This is a genomic window from Cryobacterium sp. MLB-32, from assembly GCF_000738085.1.
In the GTDB taxonomy this organism is placed as follows: domain Bacteria; phylum Actinomycetota; class Actinomycetes; order Actinomycetales; family Microbacteriaceae; genus Cryobacterium.
On record NZ_JPRS01000099.1, the window covers coordinates 1 to 11,275 of the forward strand.

Consider the following 11,275-nt stretch of genomic DNA (forward strand, 5'->3'; position numbering starts at 1 on the left):
TGTGCATACGGGACGTGAATGTGTGCTGGCGAGTGCAAAAAAATGGAACCCGCAGCTGCTCATGGCCGCCAGAATGACGATATGGCGCCTCTCGATCCAAAGGTTTCACGAGACGATGAGTGAGCGCAGTAGGCTTCGACCATGACAGGTCTTGACCATGCTGAGTCCGAAGCCGGTTCGAAGGGTAACAGCGCCGCTTATCTCGGCGGCGCCGTTGCTGTTGTCGGGTTCTCCATACTCACCTTGGGGAATGCCTCGCAATGGTTCGACTACGTTTCCGGCGTTGTCTATCTGTGTGTCGCAGGCATGCTTGCCTACCGGGGAATACAGTCGATTGCCCAAGGTCGACGCTCTGCCGACAAGACGCCGCGCAACTAGCCTCCTGGCGCAATTGGCCGGTTAAAATGGTATCTGGACATTTAGTGCGCTGTGGTAGGCATGCGCCGCACCAGGTGCTGAACCCGGAGCAGGTTCCCCTTGCGAAAACGCCGCAGCTGGCTTCGCCGGTACGGTCAAGACCATGAACGGGCACCCGTGGAACCGCTTGCTTGCCTCGGCGATCGACTGGCTCTGCATACTTGTTTGGGTGGGCGTCGTGGCGTCCATCGGCGTTCCGCTCTATGTGGCTGGCATTACGGGAGGGCTATCGACCGGCGCGCAGAACGTCCTCGGGACGGTCGTTCTGGTGGTTCCGATGACTCTCATGCTCACTGGGTTTGAATCGTCCGCGCGGGAAGCGTCGATCGGTAAACGCGTTCGTCACCTCATCGTCGTGAATTCGGACACGGGGCAGCGTGTCTCATTTCGACGGGCACTCGTCCGCAACACGATGAAGTTGGCCGTGCCGTGGACGGTTGGGCATGCGGCCGTGTACGGCATCGTCGCGGCGAGTGCAACGGATTCCATCTCTCCGGCGATCTGGGTGGTCACGGCGTTCGCCTACGTAGTGCCACTCGTTTACGTTGCATCGTTATTCCTAGGCTCCGGTCGAACGCTCTATGACCGAATTTCCGGCACCACAGCCAGACCTTCAGCCCGGTGGCCGTTCCCTTTCGTGTGCCGTGTGCCGTGTGCCGTTTGCCGTGTGCCGTGTACCGTCGAGTGATGCCACGCTACGAAAGCTCCGACGGTTCAGCACTTCACTACGATGACGTGCGCCGCAAGGACGGCGACGGCGACGAATGCGGCGTCCAGCTGCGGCGCGCTAGCGTCCCAAGCGGAGTCGAGGTGGGTCTAGTGGTCCCGAAGAGTGAGCTATACTAAAAACACCAACGCACGAAGCTGGATCGAAAAAAATAAGATCTGACTAGGCTTTTTTCGAAGGATGACCACCTAAAAGTGGTCAACGGCGCGGGGTGGAGCAGTTCGGTAGCTCGCTGGGCTCATAACCCAGAGGTCGTAGGTTCAAATCCTGCCCCCGCAACAAAGACGAGAAGCACAGGCCCGGAACCACTGGTTCCGGGCCTGTGTTGGTTAATGCTCGGTTGGTTAATGCTCGGTTGGTTAATGCTCGGCGACGGTTTCAGGTGGTCGGGTAGCGTGGGCACCATGAGCCCTGATGACATGCTACAAACCGTTCGAGCAGGCACCGCATTTTTTGAGAACCAACTGGACGCCGTGTCCAACGAGCAGCTCTCCGGAGAATCGCTCCTCCCCACCTGGACCAGAAGCCACGTCGCTGCCCACGTCGGGTACAACGCGCTCGCGATTGCTCGCCTGGTGTCTTGGGCAGAGACAGGCATCGAGACGCCGATGTATGACAGCCGTCAGGCCAGAGAAACTGAGATTGACACGGCGGCCGGCTGGGCGCCCGACACCCTTCGCACGCTCTGTTCGCACTCGGGGATGCTGCTCGACAGCGCCTGGAGTCACCTTCCGGACGACAGCTGGGCCTGGCAGGTGCAGACAGGGCAGGGCCGGCTGGTGCCGGCGTCAGAGACCATCTGGATGCGCACGCGCGAGGTGTGGCTGCACGCCGTGGATCTCAACGCGACCGCAACATACGGCGATATCCCCGCCGAGGTTCTCGATCGTGTGCTGCGGGACGTTGTCGGTTTGTGGGCGACCAGGGGAGAGATGGCTGGTCTTCGACTTGAATCAGTCGAGGGGCATATCTATGGGGATCGGGACGCGCCCGATCCGCATATCGTGACGGGCGAACTACCCGTGCTGACGCAGTGGGCCTGCGGCCGGGCCGGGGCCGCGACCACGTCCAACCGTACCGAGAGCCCGACGGCGCCGCGCTGGCTCTGATTCAGCGACGGGTTTCTCACGCTCCGAGCCCGCGCACGGCGGCGACGGCGGCGCGAACGGATGCCGCGGCCTCGGCGGCGTCCTCAGCCGTCGTGGTGGCCGCCAGCGTGAAACGCACCGCGGTTCGAGCCACCTCCTCGCTCACGCCCATCCCGGTGAGCACGTGGCTGGCTTCGTCGCTGCCCGCGGCGCACGCAGATCCGCTCGAGCACACGATGCCGCGCTGTTCAAGCTCAAGCAGCACCGCCTCGCCGCTCGTCCCTGGAAACACGAAGGACGCGGTGCCCGGCAAGCGTTCCGTGGGATGACCGGTCAGACGCGCACTCGGCGTTTGTTGCAGAACAGTGGCGATGAAAGCGTCGCGCAGTTCCGAGGTGCGTCTGGCTGACTCGGCCCTGTCCTCCGTGGAGAGGCGCAGCGCCGTGGCGAAGGCCACGGCGCCGGCCACATTCTCCGTGCCACTGCGTCTGCCTCGTTCCTGTCCGCCGCCATGCAACACCGGTTCGAGCGGCAGACGGCCGCGGACGAAGAGCGCTCCGACGCCGGGAGGTGCCCCGAGCTTGTGGCCGGAGAGGCTGAGCGCGTCCACGCCGAGTGCGTTCACCTCGAGGGGCAGCCATCCGCCGGCCTGCACCGCGTCGGTGTGGAAGGGCACTCGCGCCGCACGGGCAACCTCGGCGAGCAGGGCAATGGGCTGCACCGTCCCCACTTCGTTGTTGGCGTAGTGCACCGAGACGAGGGTGGTTTCAGCCCGGATCGCGTCGTCAAGGGAAGCGACGCTGACCCGTCCTTCGGTATCCGTGGGCAGAACCGTGATCTCGAAGCCATGGCGTCGACGCAGGTAGTCGCAGGATTCGAGCACTGCCTCGTGCTCGAGAGCGGTCGTGACGATATGTCCGCCCGTCGAATTCTCGGGCCGGGCGCCGAGCGCGAGGCCCTTCACGGCCAGGTTGTCTGCCTCGGTGCCCCCGCTCGTGAAGACCACGTCGCCGGGGCGGCAGCCCAGGGACGCGGCAACGCTGCGTCGCGCGCCGAGCAGGGCAGCAGCGGCCGCCTCGCCCACTCGGTGGTGACTCGACGGATTACCGAACGAGCCCGCCAGAAACGGCCACATGGCTTCGAGGGCTTCCCTCCGCACGGGCGTCGTGGCGGCATTGTCGAGATAGATCACGAGGAGGGTCAGCCTTCAGCGTCGACCACGACATCGAGACCGAGGTCGAGGGAATGCGCGCTGTGGGTGAGGGCGCCCACCGAGATGATGTCGACACCAGATGCGGCGATGTCGCGCACCGTCTCCAGCGACACTCCTCCGCTGGCCTCGACGAGGGCACGCCCGGCCACCAGGTTGACGCCGGCCCGCAGATCGGCGGGACTGAAGTTGTCGAGCATAATGGTATCGATTCCGGCGGCCAGTACCTCGTCCACTTGGTCGAGGCGATCGACCTCCACCTCGAAGTGGGTCGTGTGCGAGAGCCGGCCGCGAACCGCAATCAGGGCCGCAGTGAGCCCGAGCGGGCCGGCGGCGAGCACGGCCAGATGGTTGTCTTTGGCCATCACGGTGTCGGAGAGACTGAATCGGTGGTTATGTCCGCCGCCATCGCGTACGGCGGCGCGTTCCAGGGCGCGCAGGCCGGGGGTGGTCTTGCGGGTGTCCACGATGCGGGCGCGGGTGCCGGCCGTCTCGGCGACGTACTGCGCAGTCAGCGTGGCGATACCGCTCATCCGTTGCACGAAGTTCAGGCCGATGCGTTCGGCCTGAAGCACTCCTCGAGCCGGGCCGGTGACCTCGGCGAGCACGGTCCCGACCTCGAAGGCCGTGCCATCGGCCACCAGCAGGGTAACGGTGATTCTCGGGTCGGTCAGACGGAATGCGGCGGCAAAGACCACGCCGCCGCTGAACACGCCGGCCTCTCTGGCCTGAAGGCGTGCCGTGGCGACGGCCTCCCGGGGAATCAGAACCTCAGAGGTGAGATCGCCCCAGGGGGCGTCTTCGGTGAGAGCGGCCTGAACGACGGCGTCGAGGGAGTGAGAGGTCAGCATGCGATGGGCTCCTTGGCCGTGGTACGGGATAGTGCGGTGGGTTGCGTCCAGGCGCGAGACCGTGCCAATTCCGGTCGGACATCCGGATAGTCGTCGCGGTGGTGCGCCCCGCGGGACTCGGGGCGAGCGAGCGCGGCAGTCACGGCCAGCCGGGCGAGGTCGAGCAAATTGCGGTCTTCGAGCCCCTGAACCGTCCATCCGTCGGCCCCGGTCGGCTCGGGTGCGGTCCAGTCGGCGAGCAGGTCCGCGGCAGCCGCGAGCCCCGTTCCTGACCGGTGCACTCCTGCCGCATTCCACATCACACTCCGGAGCGTCTCGCGCGAAAACCCGCGCGCAGCATCGCCGGGGAGGCCTTCCTGCCCGGTGAGTCTCGGGGGTGGACAGCCGGTGTCGTCGGCGAATCCGTCGGCGAATTCTTTGGTGAATCCGAGGCCGTGCGCGCGGGGGGCGAAGTCCAGGGCACGAACAGCGCGGTCGGCGAACACGGCTGCTTCCAAGAGTGAATTGGAGGCCAGGCGGTTGGCCCCGTGGGCGCCGGTCCGAGCGACCTCGCCCACCGCGAAGAGCCCGGGAAGACTGCTGCGGCCCCAGACATCGGTGATCACACCGCCCATCCAGTAATGCGCGGCCGGTGCCACGGGAATGGGGTCGACGGCCCAGTCCAGTCCGGCAGTGCGGCAGGCCGCGGTGATGGTGGGAAAGCGTGATTCGAGGAGATCGCGTCCCAGGGCCGTGGCGTCCAAAAACACGGGCTGGTCGCCCTGGGCGGCCATCTCGCGGGCGATGGCTCGGGCAACAACGTCTCTCGGCGCCAGTTCGGCGCCGGGAATCCCGAGCATGAAACGCTGCCCCTTCCGGTTGCGCAGAACCGCTCCTTCGCCTCGCACAGCTTCGGAGACAAGGGGAGTGCCCGGAACGGCGAGTGCGGTCGGGTGGAACTGGTAGAACTCGAGATCGGCAACGGATGCCCCGGCGCGCCATGCGGCGGCCACCCCGTCGCCGGTGGCGACGCTGGGGTTGGTGGTGTGCGTGAAGAGCGTGCCTGCTCCGCCGGTCGCGAGGATGACGGAGTCGGCCACGAGGGTGCGTGCTCGGTTGCCGGTGCCGAGCACCGTGACGCCCACAACAGTGCCAGCGCGAACGACCAGGTCGATGAGCATGGTGTGCTCGAGGATATCTATCCCGGTTTCGGAATATATGCCCAGATCCGTGGTCGAGCGCCGCGCGCGCTGACGCACGGTCGCCACCAAGGCCGCCTGAATGGCCGCTCCGGTGGCGTCGCCGCCGGAGTGAAGCACACGCGAACGCGAGTGCGCCGCCTCACGTCCGCGGGCAACGCCCGACTCATCGTGATCGAAGTCGACGCCGAAGCGGATAAGGTCGCGCACCCGGGCGGGGCCCTCGGCGCACAGCACCTCGACGGCTGCGGAATCGCAGAGGCCCGCGCCGGCGCGCACGGTGTCGAGTACGTGGGCGGCGACCGAGTCGTCCGGGAACAGCGCGGCGGCGATGCCACCCTGCGCATAGCGGGTGTTGCTCTCCGGAAGCGCCGCCTTGGTCACCAGCGTCACGCGGTGGCCGGCATCCGTCGCGCGCACGGCGGCCGTCAAACCGGCCAGGCCGCTGCCGACCACGATGACGGACGCCATGTCAGGCCCGCCCGACCACAACCGGTACGGCAATCGGGGGCCGTGCAGCGAGCATCCGCTCGAGGGCAATCCGGGCAGGTCGGGCATCGGCGTCCGGAACCTGGATGCGGTTGAGCACCTCGGCGGGGCGTTCGGCGCTGCCGATCAGGCCCTCGAGCACCCAGGCGAGGTATCCCGCATGAATGCGGTACATGGTGGAGCAGGGGCAGATCACCGGGTCGAGGCAGAAGATGGTGTGTTCGGGGTGCTGCGCCGCCAGGCGTTGCACCAGGTTGATCTCGGTGCCGATGGCGAAAGTCGATCCCGCGGGCGCTGCCGCGATCGCTTTGCCGATGAAATCGGTGGAGCCGGCCGAGTCGGCGGCATCGACGACGGCCATCGGGCACTCCGGGTGCACGATGACGTTCACGCCGGGGTGCGTCTGGCGGGCCTGGCTGATCTGATCCACGGTGAAGCGACGGTGGACGCTGCAAAAGCCGTGCCACAGGATGACCCGGGCATCGTCGAGTTCGACCGCGCTGCTGCCACCGAGCGGCTTGCGCGGATTCCACATCGGCATCTGCTCAAGCGGAACGCCCATGGCCTTTGCCGTGTTGCGCCCGAGATGCTGATCGGGAAAGAACAAGACGCGCTGGCCGCGCTCGAAGGCCCATTCCAGAACCGTCTGCGCGTTCGAGCTCGTGCACACGATCCCGCCGCGCTCGCCGCAGAAAGCCTTGAGAGCAGCAGAAGAATTCATGTAGGTGACCGGGATCACGGGCACCCGCCCGGAGGCATCCGTTTGGCTGCCGTAGAGGTCTTCGAGCTGCTCCCAGCAGTCCGTGACGGAATCGAGGTCCGCCATATCGGCCATCGAGCATCCGGCGGCCAGGTTGGGCAGAATCACGGCCTGATCCGGTCCCGAGAGCAGATCGGCGGTCTCGGCCATGAAATGCACGCCACAGAAGACGATGGCCTCGGCCTCGGGCCGACTCTTCGTCGCCTGCGCGAGCTGGAACGAGTCGCCCACGAAGTCGGCGTGCTGGAGAACTTCGTCCCGCTGGTAAAAGTGCCCGAGGATGACCACCCGGTCGCCGAGGATTGCCTTGGCCGAACGGATGCGCGCGTCCAGTTCGTCCGGTGTCGCGCGCCGATACGATTCCGGTAGTTCGCCCTGACGCGGTGAACCGGTCGGAATCACGTCGCCCATCGATGATCCCGGACCGTAGCCGGGCTCGGCCGCATCGAATTCCCAGGGGGCGGTCGCGAGGTCCGGGCTGCAGGTGCTGCCCGACACGGCCCCTGTGCCGATGAGCTGGATCGTGCGGTCAACCGATGGGATCGTCATGAAGTTCTCCTGGATGTTGCTGGGACGCATGCTCGAGTGTCGCTGTGAGGGAATTGGGGCTGCCGGACGGTCCCTGGTTCGGATGGGACTCGGAATCGTCGTAGCGGTAGAGGCGGGCGGGGCGGTGTCGCGCGCCCGCCACCTGTCTTCCGGTATCGATCAGGGTCCCGGAAGATTCGAGCGACCGACGGAAGTTGGCGGGATCGAGCGGCTTGCGCAACACCGCCTCATGGACTTCACGGAGCTGGGTGAGGGTGAAGGTTTCGCCCAGGAAGGCGTGTGCAATGCGGGAATACTCCACTTTTGTTCTCAGACGCCAGAGCGCATACTCCACGATGCGGTTGTGATCGAAGGCGAGGGGCGGCAGCCGATCCGCGCCGAACCAGCGCACGTTGTCGCTTTCAGCCGCCCGAGCGGCCTCGTCCGACTGGACGAGTGCCCAATACACAATCGAGACGACGCGTTTGCCGGGCGAGCGATTGACATCGCCGAAGGTGTACAACTGCTCGAGGTAGGTCGGGGCCAGGGCCGTCGTCTCATGCAGAGTTCGTGCGGCCGCGGCTGCCAACTCCTCGCCGTCGGGAAGCCAGCCCCCAGGGAGAGCCCACTGGTTGAGGTGTGGCTCCCTGGTTCGGCGCACGAGCGGAAGCCACAGTGTCTTCAGATCTGAGCTGTCGTCGTGTCTCAGAGCGAAGATCACCGTGGATACGGCGAGCGTGGCGCCAGGCGTCTGTCGCGGCGATGAGGCAGGAACGGCGTGCATGGGCATCCAGAGGTAAAGGTCGAAGTGACTCTAACTTGAAATGTCAGTATATAGTCACGATGACCTTAACTCCAAGGACCTCAGCTCTTTTGCAGGGAAGTCTCCGTGGCCGTGCGGCTTCGCCGCACGCCCATCCCGCTCGCACCCCACAGCGTGACCCGGGCCATCGCTTCGATCACGATGCGACCGCTCATCTTCGATGAACCCAGGGTGCGCTCTACGAAGGTGATCGGCACTTCCACGACGGTGAGCCGGGCGCGAACGGCGTGCAGCAGCATGTCAATCTGGAAACAGTAGCCGAGACTCTCGACGCTGGAGAGCTTCATGGTGTCGAGGGCATGGGCGGAGTAGACCCGGTAGCCGCCCGTGACGTCCCGTTGAGGGAGCCGAAGCAGCGCCCGGGAATAGATCGATCCGCCCTGAGAGAGGACGCGACGATGCCACGGCCAGTTCTTGACTGCCCCACCGGGCACCCACCGCGAGCCCATGACCACGTCCGCTGTCGCCGCCGCGGCCAGGAGGCTCGGAAGCTGCTCCGGGAGGTGCGAACCGTCGGCGTCCAGCTGAACCAGTTGGTCGTACCCGTGGGAGAGACCCCAGCCGAAGCCTTCGAGGTAGGCGGCTCCGAGACCGGTCTTGTCGAGCCGATGCAGGACGTGTACACGGGCATCCGCCTCGGCGAGGGCATCGGCCAAGGCGCCCGTACCGTCGGGGGAGGAGTCATCGACGACCAGAATGTGCGCGTCGGGAACGCTCGAACGCACCCGTGCCACGATGAGTGGGATATTTTCGCACTCGTTGTAGGTCGGAATGATCACCAGGGTTGTGGACATGGGCTACCTCGTCATTTCGATAATGGTGGTGCGATTCACAAGTATGGTCTGTTCAACTGAGAATCCCTGATGCGCCAGCAGTGCGACATCCGCTCCCTGGGACAGGGGGGCGCCGGTCGCGTCCTGCAGAAGCCAGATCCGGGACACCGCGCCGAGGCTGCTTTGCCGGTCGGTCAGGGGGACGGTCGTGTCCCACAGGGAATCTGTGAGTTGGTAGGGCTGCCCCAGCGTCACGTCGATCAGGCCGCGAAACGCGTCGGGATACAGATGCAGGGCCAATCGGGGCTTGCGCGACGGCAGCACGCTCTCGTCGAAGACCACGGCGTCGCCCGGCAGCGCCTGAGCGGCCAGAACGTCGGCCGTCTGTCGCCAATCGCTGCCGTCGTTCTTGGCGAAGTCGCCGCGCTGGTACGCATACGTGGGCAGCAGGGTGAACGCAACGAGTGCCATGGCCAGGAGGCGCAGCCACCGGTGTCTCAGCGCCACGATGCCGATCGACATCGCGATGGCGACGGCGGGCGTGCAGATCGACAGGTACCGCAGCGAATACATCGGGGCGACAAGGTGGGTTCCCGCGAGCAGGATTGCCGTCGGGACCAGCATCCAGGAGAGTGCCAGCGTGAGGCTGACGGTTCCGGTGGTGACCTCGGGCGTTCGATGACGTCGGCGGGCGAGCACCGCAGCGACGCCGATGAGAATGAGCAGCCACGCCACAACGGCCAACGGCACGCCGAGGAACCATTGGTTAACCGCTGCCGTGAGTACATCGACCTGCGGGCGCCGAGCCAGGAAGGAGATCTGCTCTCGCTGCTGCACGCCCCAGAAGAAGACAGGGGCTGCGACCGTTACGGCCGCTCCGGTCGCGATCAGCCAGCTCCTCACAGCGCTCCGCCGGTCGGGGCTCCGGAGCGTGAGAAGAATCACGAGAAGAGCCTGGACGGGAATGAGAAGGACCAGATAGAGGAAGGTGTAGAAGCCGGCGGCGAGGCCGACGGCGAAGACACCCCAGAGCATGCCTCGGATCCGCGAATGTGCCGAAGGCCTCTGCAGCAAATAAACGAGAAGCACCATCACCCAGACGGCAAGCATCGTCGCACCGGCCGTGGAGCGGGCTTCGGCGCCCATGTAGGTGACTCGGGGAAGAACCGCAAAGACGGCACCAGCGACGAGGGCGACTCGTGCGTCCATGAGCATGCGGGTGAGAATCACAGTTCCCGCAGCGGCCACACCGATTGCCAGAGCGCTCGGCAGGCGAGTGGCCAGCTCGGAGGCCCCGAAAAGGTCAATCCAGAAATGCAGGAACAGGTAGTACGCCCCGTGCACGGCATCGATGTGCCCGAGCAGGCGGAAAAGCTCGGGCACCGATCGTTCGGCGGACATCACACTCGCGGCCTCGTCGCCCCAGTAGGACGGCTGCCACGACCACGCGAACGAGACCAGCCAGGCAAACAAGCCGATCGCCAGGGGTGCAAGAATATCCCGACGTGCCGGGTGCGACGCGGTACGTCGGACCGGATCGGTCAGCGTCGCGGTCAGAACTTCGGTCACGATCAGACGCTAAACCCACGTCGCCTGTGAAACCCGCCGAAAACCTTGTGGAGACCTGTGAATGCTCACAGAGTGACGTCGGAAACGGCCTTTTGACCTGTTTCGGGGGGCGAACGTTGCGGGTTCGATGGAGCGACCTGAAGCGTGTATCCCCTGCCCCGCATGGTGAGAATGCGCACTCCGGCATCGTCCGGGTCGATCTTTCTGCGCAGGTAGCTGATGTACTGGTCGACGATATTGGGGTCGATGTCGGCCGTACCGTCCCAGACCTCGGCCAGGATGCTCGCCCGGTCGACCGTTGAGCCGACCCGCAGGCACAGCAGGCGAAACAACGACGCTTCCTTGGGGCTGAGCGATACCCGGCGACCGGCCACGGTCACGGCATGCCCCCACGTATCGAGAACAACCCCGCCCACCTGATAGCGACGCCCGCGGCCCATCGCGCTGCGCCGGAGGAGAGCGCGCACTCGCGCGGCCAATTCCGCGACGTCGAACGGCTCGCACAGAAAATCGTCAGCGCCACTATCGAGACCGAACACGCGATCGATGACGGGGGTGCTGCCGCCGAGAAGAAGCACCGGAATGGTGTTGCCTGCTTGCCGCAGTCGTCGGCACACTTCGAATCCCGACATCTGTCCGAGATCCACGGAGATGATTGCAAGTGCGATCTGGGGTCGTGCCGACGTGATCAGAGCGTCGATCCCGGTAGCCACACGGTCGGTTGCATACCCTTCGATGCGGAGCACGCGATCCAGCACGTCGCTTTGTTCGGGGTCACTGTTCACGATGAGAATTCTCATGATCGGTCACGCTCCGAACGCGAGAATGAGAATCTCATGTGCACATCATATGCATGCGTCCC

Annotated in this window: 11 protein-coding genes and 1 tRNA gene; 4 read left to right on the plus strand and 8 right to left on the minus strand. The window is 65.4% G+C overall.

The window, feature by feature from the left end:
- Positions 1-141: 141 nt before the first annotated feature.
- The 4 genes from JF66_RS22975 to JF66_RS11250 all read left to right on the plus strand — a co-directional run bounded on the left by JF66_RS22975 (position 142) and on the right by JF66_RS11250 (position 2,253).
- Complete coding sequence (locus tag JF66_RS22975) at positions 142-378, plus strand: hypothetical protein (RefSeq protein ID WP_156109754.1); 237 nt, start codon at positions 142-144, stop codon at positions 376-378.
- A gap of 142 nt (positions 379-520) precedes the next feature.
- The gene (locus tag JF66_RS11240) at positions 521-1,105 is read left to right on the plus strand and encodes an RDD family protein (protein WP_051973443.1); all 585 of its coding nucleotides are present in this window, start codon (positions 521-523) and stop codon (positions 1,103-1,105) included.
- A gap of 244 nt (positions 1,106-1,349) precedes the next feature.
- A tRNA-Met gene (locus JF66_RS11245) sits at positions 1,350-1,423 on the plus strand.
- Between the two features lie 125 nt (positions 1,424-1,548).
- Complete coding sequence (locus tag JF66_RS11250; RefSeq protein WP_035877956.1) at positions 1,549-2,253, plus strand: maleylpyruvate isomerase family mycothiol-dependent enzyme; 705 nt, start codon at positions 1,549-1,551, stop codon at positions 2,251-2,253.
- A gap of 16 nt (positions 2,254-2,269) precedes the next feature.
- Here JF66_RS11250 and JF66_RS11255 read toward each other — a convergent pair whose 3' ends face one another.
- The 8 genes from JF66_RS11255 to JF66_RS11290 form a co-directional block, all read right to left on the minus strand.
- Entirely contained in the window at positions 2,270-3,424 is a 1,155-nt protein-coding gene (locus tag JF66_RS11255) for a cysteine desulfurase family protein (RefSeq protein WP_035877949.1), read from the minus strand.
- A gap of 8 nt (positions 3,425-3,432) precedes the next feature.
- Positions 3,433-4,293, minus strand: a complete 861-nt coding sequence (gene nadC / locus JF66_RS11260; protein WP_035877951.1) for a carboxylating nicotinate-nucleotide diphosphorylase — start codon at positions 4,291-4,293, stop codon at positions 3,433-3,435.
- Positions 4,287-6,029, minus strand: coding sequence for an L-aspartate oxidase (gene nadB / locus JF66_RS11265; RefSeq protein ID WP_369798004.1), 1,743 nt, complete (start codon positions 6,027-6,029; stop codon positions 4,287-4,289). The genes nadC and nadB overlap by 7 nt, the downstream gene beginning before the upstream one ends.
- On the minus strand, positions 5,944-7,269 hold the full coding sequence (gene nadA / locus JF66_RS11270; RefSeq protein ID WP_051973444.1) for a quinolinate synthase NadA: 1,326 nt from the start codon (positions 7,267-7,269) through the stop codon (positions 5,944-5,946). The genes nadB and nadA overlap by 86 nt, the downstream gene beginning before the upstream one ends.
- Entirely contained in the window at positions 7,250-8,032 is a 783-nt protein-coding gene (locus tag JF66_RS11275) for an NUDIX domain-containing protein (RefSeq protein ID WP_081882329.1), read from the minus strand. Before JF66_RS11275 ends, nadA begins: the two co-directional genes overlap by 20 nt.
- Before the next feature lie 80 nt (positions 8,033-8,112).
- A complete protein-coding gene (locus tag JF66_RS11280; protein WP_035877953.1) occupies positions 8,113-8,865 on the minus strand; it encodes a polyprenol monophosphomannose synthase in 753 nt (250 codons plus the stop codon).
- 3 nt (positions 8,866-8,868) lie between these two features.
- A complete protein-coding gene (locus JF66_RS11285) occupies positions 8,869-10,413 on the minus strand; it encodes a glycosyltransferase family 39 protein (RefSeq protein WP_051973445.1) in 1,545 nt (514 codons plus the stop codon).
- 65 nt (positions 10,414-10,478) lie between these two features.
- The gene (locus JF66_RS11290; protein ID WP_051973446.1) at positions 10,479-11,213 is read right to left on the minus strand and encodes a response regulator transcription factor; all 735 of its coding nucleotides are present in this window, start codon (positions 11,211-11,213) and stop codon (positions 10,479-10,481) included.
- Between the last annotated feature and the right edge of the window lie 62 nt (positions 11,214-11,275).

Bases quoted from the DNA above. Each gene is read 5' to 3' on its own strand.
- JF66_RS11250 (WP_035877956.1), top strand. From the start codon at position 1,549: ATGAGCCCTGATGACATGCTACAAACCGTTCGAGCAGGCACCGCATTT.
- JF66_RS11240 (WP_051973443.1), top strand. From the start codon at position 521: ATGAACGGGCACCCGTGGAACCGCTTGCTTGCCTCGGCGATCGACTGG.
- nadC (WP_035877951.1), bottom strand. From the start codon at position 4,293: ATGCTGACCTCTCACTCCCTCGACGCCGTCGTTCAGGCCGCTCTCACC.
- nadA (WP_051973444.1), bottom strand. From the start codon at position 7,269: ATGACGATCCCATCGGTTGACCGCACGATCCAGCTCATCGGCACAGGG.
- JF66_RS11280 (WP_035877953.1), bottom strand. From the start codon at position 8,865: ATGTCCACAACCCTGGTGATCATTCCGACCTACAACGAGTGCGAAAAT.
- JF66_RS11290 (WP_051973446.1), bottom strand. From the start codon at position 11,213: ATGAGAATTCTCATCGTGAACAGTGACCCCGAACAAAGCGACGTGCTG.
- nadB (WP_369798004.1), bottom strand. From the start codon at position 6,029: ATGCCCGACCTGCCCGGATTGCCCTCGAGCGGATGCTCGCTGCACGGC.
- JF66_RS11275 (WP_081882329.1), bottom strand. From the start codon at position 8,032: ATGCACGCCGTTCCTGCCTCATCGCCGCGACAGACGCCTGGCGCCACG.
- JF66_RS22975 (WP_156109754.1), top strand. From the start codon at position 142: ATGACAGGTCTTGACCATGCTGAGTCCGAAGCCGGTTCGAAGGGTAAC.